This window comes from Streptomyces sp. H27-D2 (assembly GCF_035828615.1).
Classification (GTDB): Bacteria; Actinomycetota; Actinomycetes; order Streptomycetales; family Streptomycetaceae; genus Streptomyces.
Map to the genome: position 1 here is coordinate 1 of NZ_JAYMZR010000121.1, position 14,037 is coordinate 14,037.

At 73.5% G+C, this 14,037-nt stretch carries 9 protein-coding genes; 7 read left to right on the top strand and 2 right to left on the bottom strand.

What is annotated here, in order from left to right:
• A partial coding sequence (locus QMK28_RS34430) for a protein kinase (protein ID WP_443050875.1) occupies positions 1 to 240 on the bottom strand: 240 nt, incomplete at its 3' end.
• Positions 241 to 775: 535 nt separating this feature from the next.
• Between QMK28_RS34430 and QMK28_RS30285 the strand changes: the two genes are divergently transcribed.
• The 7 genes from QMK28_RS30285 to QMK28_RS30315 all read left to right on the top strand — a co-directional run bounded on the left by QMK28_RS30285 (position 776) and on the right by QMK28_RS30315 (position 13,465).
• The gene (locus tag QMK28_RS30285) at positions 776 to 1,081 is read left to right on the top strand and encodes a hypothetical protein (protein ID WP_326442889.1); all 306 of its coding nucleotides are present in this window, start codon (positions 776 to 778) and stop codon (positions 1,079 to 1,081) included.
• An 85-nt stretch (positions 1,082 to 1,166) separates the two neighbouring features.
• A complete protein-coding gene (locus QMK28_RS30290) occupies positions 1,167 to 4,667 on the top strand; it encodes an FHA domain-containing protein (protein WP_443050876.1) in 3,501 nt (1,166 codons plus the stop codon).
• Positions 4,668 to 4,888: 221 nt separating this feature from the next.
• A complete protein-coding gene (locus QMK28_RS30295; RefSeq protein ID WP_326442890.1) occupies positions 4,889 to 6,295 on the top strand; it encodes an ABC transporter substrate-binding protein in 1,407 nt (468 codons plus the stop codon).
• A gap of 15 nt (positions 6,296 to 6,310) precedes the next feature.
• Complete coding sequence (locus QMK28_RS30300) at positions 6,311 to 7,660, top strand: carbohydrate ABC transporter permease (protein WP_326442891.1); 1,350 nt, start codon at positions 6,311 to 6,313, stop codon at positions 7,658 to 7,660.
• A complete protein-coding gene (locus tag QMK28_RS30305) occupies positions 7,657 to 8,553 on the top strand; it encodes a carbohydrate ABC transporter permease (protein WP_326442892.1) in 897 nt (298 codons plus the stop codon). The genes QMK28_RS30300 and QMK28_RS30305 overlap by 4 nt, the downstream gene beginning before the upstream one ends.
• Before the next feature lie 175 nt (positions 8,554 to 8,728).
• Positions 8,729 to 10,801, top strand: a complete 2,073-nt coding sequence (locus QMK28_RS30310) for a bifunctional glycosyltransferase/CDP-glycerol:glycerophosphate glycerophosphotransferase (RefSeq protein ID WP_326442893.1) — start codon at positions 8,729 to 8,731, stop codon at positions 10,799 to 10,801.
• A 255-nt stretch (positions 10,802 to 11,056) separates the two neighbouring features.
• Positions 11,057 to 13,465 (top strand): bifunctional glycosyltransferase/CDP-glycerol:glycerophosphate glycerophosphotransferase, encoded by a 2,409-nt coding sequence (locus tag QMK28_RS30315; RefSeq protein WP_326442895.1) that lies wholly within the window; start codon positions 11,057 to 11,059, stop codon positions 13,463 to 13,465.
• A gap of 192 nt (positions 13,466 to 13,657) precedes the next feature.
• Here QMK28_RS30315 and QMK28_RS30320 read toward each other — a convergent pair.
• On the bottom strand, positions 13,658 to 14,037 hold a 380-nt coding region (locus QMK28_RS30320), incomplete at its 5' end, for a DegT/DnrJ/EryC1/StrS family aminotransferase (protein ID WP_326442896.1).

A 14,037-nucleotide genomic window follows, 5' to 3' on the forward strand; every position in this document is an offset into this window, starting at 1 on the left:
CACGATGTTGGGGTGCGTGAGCCGCAGCAGGACGGAGCGCTCCCGCAGGAAGCGCATCACGATGTCCGGGTCCTCGGCCAGCTCCTCCTTGAGGACCTTGATCGCGACCAGCTCGCCGGGCCGGCCCGCCACGGCCGCCTCGGCACCCGCCGTCTCACGCTGCCGGGCCCGCCAGACGGTGCCGGTGGCACCCCGTCCGATGGCCTCTTCCAGCAAGTACTTGCTGCCTACCGGCCGCACGTCATGTGCTCCCTGATCGCCATGAACACCCTTACCCGTCAACTGCCAAGCTTGCGCGTGGGGAACCCCAAGCCCGTTCGACCCACTGTAGTGCGGAGGCAAGGCCCGCCGGCCGCGCGCATCCGGCGGGCTTCGATGGAAGACGCGCGTTCTGGACGAATGGTTGCCGAGCGACGCACTCGGACCGCACCCGGACCGCGCCCGGGAACGCGCCGAGGACGGGCTCGGGGGCGGGCCCAGACGGGCTCAGGGCGGGCTCAGGGCGGGCCCAGCAGAGCCGAGGGGGTCGCCGAAAGGACGACACGTCTTGTCGTAACCAGCTCCCAAGCAGGCATTTTTGCGCCCGTAGCCGACTATTCAAGATCATTTATCGCCGGTCGCCGGGCGCGTTGTCACTGGCAAGTGCGAGGATGCACGCAGCACGGACGCGGTAGGGGCGGGGCCCCGCGCGCCGTGTCCTGTACGTGCCACCGCGCCCGGGCGCGGTGGAGGGGCGAGGCCACCCTCCACCGGGTATCCAGGTCAGAAGGGACCGTTGACGGCTATGCAGATCCGGCTGACCGTCCTCGGGCCGCGCAGCGGCCATACCGCCACCGCGACCGCTCAACTCCCGCGCGCCTGCGACGTGCTGGTCACAGCCCCGGCCGGGACCGCGCTCGCCGCCGTGTCCGGCGGCCTCGCGGCCGTAATGGCCGCGGCCGAGGCGGGGTCCTCCGCCGCCGCGGCGCCCAGCGGTTCCGTGGTGCTGTACGCGGGCTCGGAGCGCCTCGACCCGCAGCGCGGCGCGGGCGGCGAACCCCCGCTGGGGGACGGCGCGGGGCTGTCCCTGTCCGGCCCGTGAGCTGTCCGGCGGCGCGGCGCGGCTGCTGGTCGTCGCGGGCCCCGACGCGGGCGGCGTCCATCTGCTGCGCGGCGGCCAGGTCCGGATCGGCCGCTCCGTCGACGCCGACGTGCCGCTCGACGACCCGGACGTCTCCCGGCTGCACTGCGCGGTCACGGTCGAGACCGACGGCCGGGTGACCGTCGCGGACCTGGGCTCCACGAACGGCACCTCCGTGGACGGCGGGGTGATCGGGCCGATCCCGGTGCCGCTGACGGCGGGCGCGCTGCTGCGCATCGGCGAGTCCGCGCTGCGGGTGCGGCCGTCCCCGGCCGCCGCGGGAGCGCCAGGCGCCGAGCGGGGCGCTGGGAGCCAGGCCCCCTCCCCCGACGCTCCGGGCGGCTTCGCCCCGTCCTCCCCCGACATCCTTCCCGCGCTCCCCGACGGGGACGGCCACCTCCGGGTCGCCGTCCGTACCGGGGACGGCCCGGACTCCGGTCAACCCGGCGTGGCCGAGGGCGCGTTCACCCCGCCGCGCGGCGTCGATGCCGCGCATCCCGCCCAGTCGGCCCCCGCGCGCGGCGGCCCCCTCCCCGGCGGCCCCCTCCCCGGCGGCCCCCTCCCCGGCGGCCCCCTCCCCGGCGACAGCGGAGCGGCTCCGGCGTACGGTCTCGCCCCCGGCGGCTTCCCGCCGCCCCCCGCCGCCCGCGTACCGGTCCCCGGCGGACAGCGGGACGGCGGCCGACGGCAGTCCCGGGAGGCTCAGGGCCCGGCCCGTGGCAGCGCCCCGGCCGCGCCGGACGACGCGTACGGCAGCCGCCGCGCGACGCCGCTCCACGGCACGCCCCCGCCGCCCGGTCTCCCCCCCGCCGCTGCCGCACCCGAGCGCCCCGGACCCGGCGCGGACGCGACCCACGTAGGGCAGCTGCCCCTCACCGGCCCGGAGACCGAGGCGGCGGAGCAGTCGCGCCGGGCGGCTCGGCGCGGCGGAATAGGAGCCTGGGCCCGGCGGCTGACCGGCGGGCGAGCGGACGCGGACGGCGAAGAGGGCTGCGACCAGAGCGGCGCTCCCGGCGCGCCATGGCCCGACAGCCACGGCCTGCCCGGCACCGGCGCACCCGGCGCACCCGGCGCTTTCGCGCCGGACCACCGGCTCGGCGCGAGCGGCGAGCCCGACGCGGCCGGCCGGCCGGGGGACTGGGCCGGGGACTGGGCCGGCGACGAAGCCGCCCACGCGCACCACATCAGCGCGGACAGCAGCGCGCCACCTGAACGGTGGCCCGATCCGGCCGCCGTCCTGTTGACCGCGCTCGGCCCCGGCCCCCGGCTGTGGGAGCGCGGGGCCCGGCACCCGGACGCGATGACGCTCCGGCTCGGCACCACCGACCGCCCCGCGAACCCGTACACCGCGGGTCCACACTCCTCAGGAGCCCAGACCGCCGGCCCGAACAGCGGCGGCTCGCGCGTCCTGGCCCCCGTCACCGTCGATCTGCGGCGGGCCGGCGCGCTCGGCCTGGCCGGGCCCCGCGCGCGGCTCGCGGGCCTCGCCCGCTCGGTGCTCGCCCAGCTCGCCGCGCTGCACCCTCCGACCATCCTGGAAATCGCGCTGATCAGCACGGACCGCTCCCGGCCCACCGCGTCCCGGCTCGCGGAGTGGGCGTGGCTCGGCTGGCTGCCGCAGCTGCGTCCGGCGCACGGCCAGGACACCCGGCTGCTGCTCGCCTACGACCGGGAGCAGGCCACGGCCCGCACCGCCGAGCTGATGCGCCGGCTGGACGACGGCCCGCTGGGCCCGTCCTGGGCCTCCGCCGACCGCGCGATGGTGCAGGCCGCGGCCGAGCGGCACACCGGGCCGCGCACCGTCGTGCTGGTGGACGGCGACCCGGGCTCGCCCGCGCTCCGGGAGACCGTCAGCCTGCTCGCGGCGGGCGGCCCGTCCGTCGGCATCCACCTCATCTGCCTGGCCGAGACGCCCGCCGCGTCCCCTCTCTCCCCGCTGTCCGCCACCTACGAGGCGGCGCGCGCCGCCTCGCCCGCCTTCGCCGCGTGCGGCGCGGTCGCCGTGCTGAGCGGTGACGTCGCCACCGGCCTGCACCTGATGCGGCAGGGCCGAGCGGCCGGTCCAGGGCCCGGCGCGGGCGACCCAACCGACGCCGCGCCCCCCGCGCTCGCCACGACCGCCACCACCACCGTCGCGACCGTCGACGCCGTCTCGGCCGCATGGGCCGAGCGGTTCGCGCGGGCGCTGGCCCCGTTGCGCGAGGCGGACTCGACCGCGGCCGGCGGTCACCACTACCACCGCGCCGCCATCGCGCTGCCCCGTACCTCCCGGCTGCTCGACGAACTGGGGCTCGCGCGGGCCACCCCCGCCTCACTGCTGGCCCGTTGGTCCGCCGCGGCCGACGCTCCGGACGCGGTCGGCGGCCGGGCGGCCGCCGTGCTCGGCGCCGGGCCGCACGGCCCGCTCTGCGTGGACCTGGCCGCCGACGGGCCGCATCTGCTGCTCGACGGCGGGCCCGCCGTCGGCAAGACGGAGCTGTTGCGCTCGGTGGCCGCCTCGCTGGCGGCCGCCGAGCGCCCGGACCGGCTCGCGCTGGTCCTCGTCGACGGCTACGCGGCCTCGCCGCCGCAGGCCGGCGAGGGAACCCAGCGCGGCGAGGGGCTGCGGATGTGCACGGACCTGCCCCATGTCTCGACGTATCTGGCGGCCTCCGACCCGGTCAGGATGCGGGAGTTCGCGCAGGCGCTCAGCGCCGAACTCAAGCGCCGCGCCGAGCTGTTGGCCGGGATGGACTTCACCGAGTGGCACGCGAGCCGGCTGGCGGCGGCCCGGGTCATCGCCCCCCGGCGCTCGCCCGACCCCGTACTGCCCCCGCGCCCCGCCCCGTCCTCGGGCGGCGCGGCGAGCGCATCGCAGGGAGCGGCCCCGGGTACGGCCTCCGGCGCGGCCTCAGCGGCGTCGGCGGGCTCGGCGGGCTCGGCGTCCGGCGCGGTCCCAGCACCCGAACAGCGCGGCGACCTCGAATCCGCGTCCAGCGGCACCCTGAAGCTGCGCGCCCGCAATCAGGCGGACGCCCCCGCCCCGCTGCCCCGACTCGTCGTCCTGGTCGACGACTTCGACGCGCTGGTGGCCCCGGCGCTGGGCAGCACCGGACGGCCCTCGGCCGGTTCCGTGGTGCGCGCGCTCGAAGCCGTCGCCCGCGAGGGCGCGCGGCTCGGCGTGCACCTGATCGCGGCCACCGGCCACCCGGACCGGACGGCGGCGACCGCGGCGGCCCAGCTCGCCGGGTTGCGGGTCACCCTCGACGGGCGGCCCACAGCGGCGGAGTCGGAGACCGCCGAAGCGCTGCCCGGACGCGGCCGGCTGACCTCCCCGGACGGCTCGGTGACGCCGTTCCAGGCCGGCCGGGTGACCGGCAGGATTCCGCGGACCGCGACGCTGCGGCCGACCGTCGTCGGGCTCGACTGGGAGCGGATGGGCGATCCGCCGACCCGCCGCCCGCTGCGCGAGCTGGGCAACGGACCGACCGACCTCGCGCTGCTGGCCAGCGCGGTGGAGCGGGCGGCGCAGTCCTCGGCCGCCGCGCCGGCCGCACCGCTGCTCTGACACCGGCGCCCGCGAACCCCCGCGTCCGTTACCCAACCGCTCCCACCAGCGGTACGTGATCTTTCCTGACATCCCATCACGACCTGGTCACGATGGCTTGGTTGACGTGGATAGGGCTATTGCGGCTGCTCACGTTCCGGGCATAGGACTGTCGCACGGGACGTACGCCGGAGGGTGCGGCGCGGCCGTTTGCGGGGACCGCGTACGGGAGGGACGGCATCATGCGTACAACACGAGCCACACAGTCCGCACGAAACGCACGAAGCGCACGAGCCACACGGACGAAGCGAGCCACAGTCGCCGCCGTCGCGGCAGGCGCACTCGCCCTCACCGCCGCCGGCTGCGGCGACGGGGGCGACGGCAAGAAGGACGACGCGAAGGGCGGCAAGGACAGCGCCGCCAGCGTCCAACTGCCCAAGCTGAACGGCCAGAAGCTCCAGGTGGCCGCCGTCTGGACCGGCCCCGAGCAGAAGAACTTCACCAAGGTGCTCGACGAGTTCGAGAAGCGCACCGGGGCGAAGGTCAGCTTCGTGCCGACCGGCGACAGCATCTCGACCTTCCTCGGCACCAAGATCGAGGGCGGCTCGCCGCCGGACATCGCGATGCTGCCCCAGGTCGGCGCGCTGCACCAGTTCGCGGACAAGGGCTGGCTCAAGCCGGTCGGCAGCGCCGCGAAGGCGCAGCTCGGCAACAACTTCTCGCAGGGCTGGCAGGACCTCGGCGCGCACAAGGGCAAGCAGTACGGCGTCTACTTCAAGGCCGCCAACAAGTCGCTGGTCTGGTACAACACCGCGGTGTTCGAGAACGCGGGGGCCAAGGAGCCCAAGACGTGGGACGAGTTCCTGAAGACCGCGCAGACGGTCTCCTCGTCCGGCATCCCGCCGGTCTCGGTCGGCGGCGCGGACGGCTGGACGCTGACCGACTGGTTCGAGAACGTCTATCTCTCGCAGGCCGGTCCCGAGAAGTACGACCAGCTCGCCCAGCACAAGATCAAGTGGACCGACCCGTCCGTGAAGAAGGCGCTGACCACGCTCGGCAAGCTCTTCGGCGACAAGACGCTGCTGGCGGGCGGTTCGGCCGGCGCGCTCCAGACCGAGTTCCCCAAGTCCGTCACCCAGACCTTCACCGGCGGTGACACCCCGAAGGCCGGGATGGTCTTCGAGGGCGACTTCGTCGCCGTCAACATCGCCGACGAGACCGACGCGAAGATCGGCGCCGACGCGAAGGTGTTCCCGTTCCCCGCGGTGGGCGAGCAGCCCCCGGTGGTCAGCGGCGGCGATGTGGCCGTGGCGCTGAAGGACAACAAGGGCGCGCAGGCGCTGCTCACCTTCCTGGCGTCCACCGACGCGGCCGAGATCTGGGCCGAGTCCGGCGGCTATATCTCGCCGAACAAGGAACTCGACCTCGCGGCCTACCCCAACGCCGTCCAGCGCGGTATCGCCAAGGCGCTGATCGCGGCGGGCGACGACTTCCGCTTCGACATGTCGGACCAGGCTCCGGCCGCGTTCGGCGGGACGAAGGGCGAGGGCGAGTGGAAGGGGCTCCAGGACTTCCTGAAGAACCCGAAGGATGTGGCGGGCGCCCAGCGAGAGCTGGAGGCGGACGCCGCCAAGGCGTACGACAACTGACGGGCAGACGCCACGATGACGACAGTGACCGCGGGGGGCGCGGACGCTCCCGGCCCGCTGCCCCCCGTCAAGTCCGGTAAGAGCGTGCTGGGCACCCGGCCGTGGATGGCACTGTGCTTTCTGCTGCCCGCGCTGCTGCTGCTCGGCGCGCTCGTGGTCTACCCGATCGGGTTCTCCGTCTTCCGCAGCCTTTTCGACAAGGCCGGTTCGGGGTTCGTCGGTCTGGACAACTACGGCGAGGTGTTCACCGACGACAACAACCTGACCGCCGTCAAGAACACCCTGATCTGGGTGATCGTCGCGCCGTGCGTGGCCACCACGCTCGGGCTGATCTTCGCGGTGCTGACCGAACGGATTCGCTGGGGCACCGCGTTCAAGCTGGTCATCTTCATGCCGATGGCCATTTCGATGCTCGCGGCCGGCATCATCTTCCGGCTGGTGTACGAGCAGGAGCCGGACCGCGGGGTGGCCAACGCGGTCTGGGTGGGGGTGCACGACACCTTCGCCAAGGCGTCCGCCTATCCGGGCGCGCGGCCCGGCCCGATGGCCGACATCGCGAAGTCCGCCGGCGGTTCGTTCACCACGAAGTCCGCTGTCGCGTCCGGCAGTCCGGCTGATCTGCCGCTGGTCGGCGTCCTGGCGGCCAAGCTGCCCGACGCCTCCGACGCGGTGCGGGCCGAGGCCGTCGCCGGCAAGGTCACCGGCACTGTCTGGCTGGACTTCACCAAGGGCGGCGGCGGCAAGCCGAATGTGATCGACCCGGGCGAGAAGGCGCTCAAGGACGTCAGGGTGGAGGCGGTCAAGGACGGCAAGGTGGTGGCCAGGGCGACCACCGGCAAGGACGGCACGTACACGCTGCCGGCCGCCGCCGAGGGCGCGAAGCTGCGGCTGCCCGCCGCCAACTTCGCCGCCCAGTACAAGGGGGTGGACTGGCTCGGCCCGTCCCTGGTGACGCCGTCGATCATCGGCAGTTACGTCTGGATGTGGGCCGGCTTCGCGATGGTGCTGATCGCGGCGGGCCTGGCGGGCGTACCGCGTGAGCTGCTGGAGGCCGCGCGGGTGGACGGCGCGAGCGAGTGGCAGGTCTTCCGCAAAGTCACGGTGCCGCTGCTGGCGCCGGTGCTGGCGGTGGTGCTCGTGACGCTGATGATCAATGTGCTGAAGATCTTCGACCTCGTGTACATCATCGCGCCGGGGGCTTCCCAGTCCGACGCCAACGTGCTGGCGCTCCAGCTGTATCTGACGTCCTTCGGCGGCGATCCGGACCAGGGCCTCGGCAGTGCCATCGCGGTACTGCTGCTGCTGATGGTGCTGCCGGTGCTGTTCTTCAATATCCGTCGCATGCGACAGGAGCGACGCCGATGACGACGACGATTCCCACCGGCGCCGGCGGCCCGGTGAAGGCCCCGCGGTCGCTCGGCGCGCGGCTCGCGGCGGGTGCGGGCGGCACGGTGATGCGCGTCGTGCTGCTGCTGGTCGCGCTGTTCTGGCTGATGCCGACGATCGGGCTGCTGCTGTCCTCGCTGCGCGACCCGACCGACATCGCATCGACCGGCTGGTGGAAGATCTTCACCGCGCCGGCCCAGCTGACCACCGACAACTACGCCGAGCTGCTCGGCGACAGCCACATCACCCAGTCCCTGCTGACCACAGTCATGATCACGGTGCCGTCCACGGTGCTGGTCGTCGTGATCGGCTCGCTCGCGGGCTACGCCTTCGCGTGGCTGGACTTCCCGGGCCGGGACTGGTGCTTCATGGCCGTCGTCGGGCTGCTGGTGGTGCCGGTGCAGGTGGCGCTGATCCCGGTCTCCAAGCTGTTCAACACCATCGGGATCTTCGAGACGACGATCGGCGTGGTCGTCTTCCACACCGCCTTCGGGCTGCCGTTCGCCATCTTCCTGCTGCGGAACTTCTTCGCCGAGATCCCGCGTGAGCTGCTGGAGGCGGCCCGGCTGGACGGAGCGGGCGAGATCCGGCTGTTCACCCGGGTCGTGATGCCGCTGGGCGGCCCGGCCATCGCCTCGCTCGGCATCTTCCAGTTCCTGTGGGTCTGGAACGACATGCTGGTGGCGCTGATCTTCGCCGACGGCGGCAGCCCGCCGATCACCGTCGCCCTGCAACAGCAGGTCCGGCAGTTCGGCAGCAGCATCGACATCCTCGCGCCGGGCGCGTTCATCTCGATGGTGATCCCGCTCGCGGTCTTCTTCGCCTTCCAGCGCCAGTTCGTATCGGGTGTGATGGCGGGCGCCGTCAAGTGACCCGGCGCCTCCCGGCGCGCCGATCGACCGGCGCGCCACAGGAGCGGCGCGCTGGGCCGATCGGGCGCATTTGGGCGGGCCGTCGTGTTCATACGACGGCCCGCGGCCCGTTCGCGTGACGATGGGTGGCTCGGACAGTTTGTATCGTCCCGCCACCTTTCGTTGGGATTGCGCCTTGCCCCGATTCAGCGTCATCGTCCCCGTCCACCGGGTACAGGGCTACCTCCGCGAGTGCCTGGACTCCGTGCTCGGCCAGTCCTTCGCCGACGTCGAGGTGGTGGCGGTGAACGACTGCTCACCGGATGCCTGCGGGAAGATCATCGACGAGTACGCGGCCCGGGACAGCCGGGTCGTCGCCGTGCACCACACGGTCAACTCCGGCCCCGGCGTCGCGCGGAACACCGGGGTGGAGCGGGCGAGCGGGGACTACCTGTTCTTCCTCGACGGCGACGACACGCTGGCCGCCGGCGCGCTGCAAGGGCTCGCCGAGCGGCTCGCGAGCGACCGGGACCCGGACATCCTGTACTTCGACCATGTGCGCACGTACTGGTGGAACGGCGTGCAGGGCAGCGTCTTCCAAGAGCTGCTGGCGTCCGCGGGCACCGACGTCTTCAGCATCATGGACCGGCCCGAGTTCCTCAAGCTGTTCGCGATGTCCTCGAACCGCGTCTACAACCGGGACTTCTACCAGCGGCACGGCTTCGCGTTCAGCGAGGGCATCTACGAGGACGCGCTGCTCTCGTACAAGACGATGCTGACCGCCGAGCGGATCTCCTGCGTGGACCTGGTCGGGCTGGAGTACCGGCAGCGGCGCAGCGGCGCGAGCACCCGCAGCCCCGGCGAGAAGCACTTCGTCATCTTCGACCAGTACACCCGGCTGTTCGCGTTCCTGGACGCGAACCCGCGGCTGGACGCGCTGCGCCCGGCGCTGTTCGAGCGGGCGGTCTCGCACTTCCTGTTCTGCCTCGACCGCCGCGACCGGGTCACCGCGAAGGACCGCGCCCGCTACTTCGCGCTGGCCGCCCGCTGGTACCGGACCTACCTCCCGGCGGGCTTCGAGCCGCCCGAGGACAACACCGCGCGCTTCCGCGCCCTGGCGCTCGGCGGCTTCGCGCGCTACCGGCGGCGTGAGCTGGCCGCCGCCGTGCGGCGCAGGCTCCGGCGGATCAAGCCGACCGTCCGCAAGCGGCTGGCCCGCCGGGCGAAGACCGCGCTGCACCGGTTCCACCTGCGACGGCCGCTCGACGAGAACCTGGCCGTCTACGCCGCGTACTGGTACCGCGGGGTCTTCTGCAACCCCGCGGCGATCTACTACAAGGCGAGGGAGCTCGCGCCGCACATCCACGGGGTGTGGATCGTCCGGAAGTCCAACGTCGAGGACGTCCCCGAGGGCGTCGACTACGTCGTCCCCGGCACCCGGAAGTACCTGCGGACGATGGCGCGGGCGAAGTACTTCGTCAACAACGTCAATTTCCCCAACGAGTGGGTCAAGCGGCCGGGGACGGTGCACCTGGAGACCCACCACGGCACGCCGCTCAAGCGGATGGGACTCGACCAGCAGCGCTTCCCGGCCGCGGCCGGCTCGATGAGCTTCCGCAAGCTGCTGGAGCGCGTCGACCGCTGGGACCTGTGCCTGTCCTCGAACCAGCACTCCAGCGAGGTGTGGGAGCGGGTCTACCCGTCCTCCTCGTACGAGCTGCTGGAGTCCGGCTACCCGCGCAACGACGTCTTCTTCTCCGCCACCGGCGAGGACGTCCGGCGCATCCGCGCCGACCTGGGCATCCCCGAGCACAGCACGGCGGTCCTCTACGCCCCCACCTCGCGCGACTACCAGCGGGGCTTCGTGCCCCGGCTCGACCTCGGCCGGCTCAGCGCGGCGCTCGGCCCGCGGACCGTGCTGCTGGTGCGGGCGCACTACTCGTACGGCGGCAACCCCGAGCTGGCCCGGCTCCAGGAGCAGGGGCTGGTCGTCGACGTGTCGCGGCATCCGTCCACCGAGCAGCTCTGTCTGGCCTCGGACGTGCTGCTGACCGACTACTCGTCCGTCATGTTCGACTACGCCGCCCTCGACCTGGTCCCCGTCGACCTGGGCCCCGTCGACCCGGCAGGTCTCGACCCGGCCGCCCTCGACCCGGCCGCCCTCGACCCGGCCGCCCTCGACCCGGCCTCCGTCGACCCGGCCTCCGTCGACCCGGTGCCCGCCGAATCGTCGCCGGGCGCGCTCAGCGATCCGGAGCACTCGCGCTGACCGGAACTCTGACCGGAATTCTGGCCCTGACCGGAGCGCTGGCCCCGGCTGACCCACTGACGCCGACCGGCCCACCCGCGCCGGAGCGCCCGTGACGAATACCCCGCCGATCGGGTGCACCTGACACCCGGTCGGCGGGCATTGCTCTGGGCCGATCGGGCGCTCTTGGCGGATCAACCGTGCCCTGGCGCGACGGGACCGGCATTCTCACGTGACGATTGACGGAAAAGAACCTAATCATCCCGCTATCGTCAGATGGGATACGACTTGCCCCGGTTCAGCGTCATCGTCCCCGTGTTCAAGGTCCAGGCGTATCTGCAGGAGTGCCTGGAATCCGTACTCGTCCAGTCCTTCGCCGACTTCGAACTCATCGCGGTCGACGACTGCTCCCCCGACGCCTGCGGCGCGATCATCGACGAGGCAGCCGCCCGGGACCCGCGGGTCACCGCCGTGCACCTGGGCGAGAACGTCGGCCTCGGCCGCGCCCGCAACGCCGGGATCGAGCGCGCCACCGGCGACTACCTGATCTTCCTCGACAGCGACGACACCCTCGTCCCCGGCTCGCTGCGGGCGATCGCCGACCGGATCGCGGAGACGGCCGAGCCGGAACTGCTGGTCTACGACTACGCCCGTACGTACTGGTCGGGCGAGGCGGAGCGCAACGCGCGCGCCGAGCACCTCGTCCAGCAGGACCCGCAGGTCTTCAAGCTCACCGAGCGGCCCGGCCTGCTGCGGGTGCTCATGGTGGTCTGGAACAAGGCGTACCGCCGCGACTTCATCGAGCGGCACGGCTTCACCTTCCCGCCCGGCTTCTACGAGGACACCCCCTGGACCTTCCCCGCGCTGTTCTCCGCCGACACGATCGCGGTCCTGGACCGGGTCTGCGTGCACTACCGGCAGCGGCGGCAGGGCAACATCCTGGGCACCACCAGCCGGATGCACTTCGATGTCTTCGACCAGTACGACCGGGTCTTCGGCTTCCTCGACAGCCACCCCGAACACGCGCACTGGCACCCGGTCCTGTTCCGCCGGATGCTCGACCACTTCACCACCATCTTCAACACCCCCGGGCGGCTGCCGCACGGCTCCCGGCCGGAATTCTTCCGCCGCAGCCGCGCCCAGCACCGCCGCCACCACGTAGCGGGGCCGACCCTGCGCTCGCGCACAGCCGCCGCGTTCGGCCGCTCCGGGATGCGCTATCTCCTCGTACGCCTCGGCACCCGGCGCACCTTCCAGTTCCTGTGGGGCGTCAGCCAACTCCTGGAGCGGACCCGCACGCAGGCCGGCGGGCTGCGGCTCAAGCTGCGCGCCGGTCTGATGCAGGCGTACTACCGGCTCCAGCTGCGGCGGCGCGTCGACCCCTGCCTCGCGGTGTTCTCGGCCTACTGGGACCGGGGGTACGGCTGCAATCCGGCGGCGATCGAGGCGAAGGTGCGCGAGCTCGCGCCGCACATCCGCACCGCCTGGATCACCACCGCCGAGCACGCGCACACGCTGCCACTGGGCGTGCGCCGCATCGATCCGGACTCGGCCGAGTTCTGGAGCGCGCTGGCCCGCGCCGCGTACCTGGTCAACAACGTCAACTTCCCGCACCGGTACCGCAAGCGCGCCGGCCAGCTCCATCTGCAGACCCACCACGGCACCCCGCTCAAGCGCCTCGGCCTGGACCTCCAGGACTACCCGGCGGGCGCGGCCGGCATGGACTTCGACCGGCTGCTGGAGCGCGCCGACCGCTGGGACCACAGCCTGTCCGCGAACCGGCACTCGACGCTGGTCTGGGAGCGCGCCTACCCCTCGGGCTACACCACCCTCGAGTACGGCTACCCGCGCAACGACGTCTTCCAGCGGGCCGGCGCGGAGGACGTGCTGCGCATCCGCGCCGAGCTGGGCATCCCGGCCGGGGCCACCGCCGTGCTGTACGCGCCGACGCACCGCGACTACCGGCGCGGCTACGTCCCCCGGCTCGACGTGCGCCGACTGGCCCGCGCGCTGGGGCCTGACGTGGTGCTGCTCAACCGGCTGCACTACTTCTACGATCCGGCGGACACGCCGGACCCGGCGGACTCGGCAGACCGCGACGACCCGCGCGCCGGGGGCTCGCCCGAGGACGAGGGCCGGTTCGAGGCGGGCGGCACGGTCATCGACGTCTCGCAGCATCCCTCCGTGGAGGAGCTGTGCCTCGCCTCGGACGCGCTGCTCACGGACTACTCGTCGATCATGTTCGACTACGCCAACCTCGACCGCCCCATCGTCGTCCACGCCGACGACTGGGAGGTCTACCGGGCCGCGCGCGGCGTCTACTTCGACGTCACGGCCACTCCCCCCGGCCTGGTCTCCCGCTCCGAGGCTGAGCTGATCGACATCTTCTCCACCCCCGCCTGGCACGGGCCCAGGTCCGCCGAACTCCGGGCCGCCTTCCGGGCCCGGTACTGCCCGCACGACGACGGGCGCGCGGCCGAACGGGTGGTGCGCCGGCTGTTCCTGAGCCAGGACGCCGGGCTGCCCGCCGTCGTCCCGCTGGAGGCGCGCCGCCCCGCGCCCTCCCCCGCCCGCGCCCTGGAGATGGCCGCCGCGTTCTCGGTCTGCCCGCCGGTCCCCGCGGCGGAGGACGAGGCGGCGCCGATCCTCCCGTCGGGGCGCGCCACCGCCGCCGACCTCGCCTGAGCGCAGCGCCCGCGCTCGGACTCGCGCGCAGGCCATCCGGGGCCGGGGCCCGCCGCCCCGTGACGGCGGGCCGGCGGCCCCGGAAACCGCCGCTCGCCAGTACGGGTACGGGCACGGGCACGGCCGCGGGTACGAGCACGGCCGCGGGTACGAGCGGGCGCGCGGCGCTGCGGCCCGGCGCGCCGCACCCCGTCATCGGCCGCCCGCGCCCACCGCGCCCACCGCGTTCGCCGCCTCCGCGACGCGGGCCAGCTCGCCCGGGGTGAGGCCCGGATGGACGGGCAGGGACAGCAGTTCGGCCGCCGCCCGGTCCGTCTCCGGCAGCGCCGCGTGGCAGTGCTGCGCCGCGGCGGCCTCCTCGTACGACTCCAGCCGGTGGACGGGCGTGGGGCAGTGGACGGCGCTCGCCACGCCGCGCGCGAGCAGCTCGCGCCGCACGGCCTCCCGGTCGCCCGGCACCCGGACCGTGTACTGGCGGTAGACGTGCCGCGCGGCGAGCGGGAGCAGCCGGTCCATCGCGGCGGGGTGCCCGGCCAGGTGCACCGGCAGCAGGGCCGCGGTGCGCGGGCCGA

Excerpts from the sequence above, each read along its gene's own strand:
- QMK28_RS30295 (WP_326442890.1), top strand. The coding sequence starts at position 4,889 with ATGCGTACAACACGAGCCACACAGTCCGCACGAAACGCACGAAGCGCA.
- QMK28_RS30300 (WP_326442891.1), top strand. The coding sequence starts at position 6,311 with ATGACGACAGTGACCGCGGGGGGCGCGGACGCTCCCGGCCCGCTGCCC.
- QMK28_RS30305 (WP_326442892.1), top strand. The coding sequence starts at position 7,657 with ATGACGACGACGATTCCCACCGGCGCCGGCGGCCCGGTGAAGGCCCCG.
- QMK28_RS30315 (WP_326442895.1), top strand. The coding sequence starts at position 11,057 with ATGGGATACGACTTGCCCCGGTTCAGCGTCATCGTCCCCGTGTTCAAG.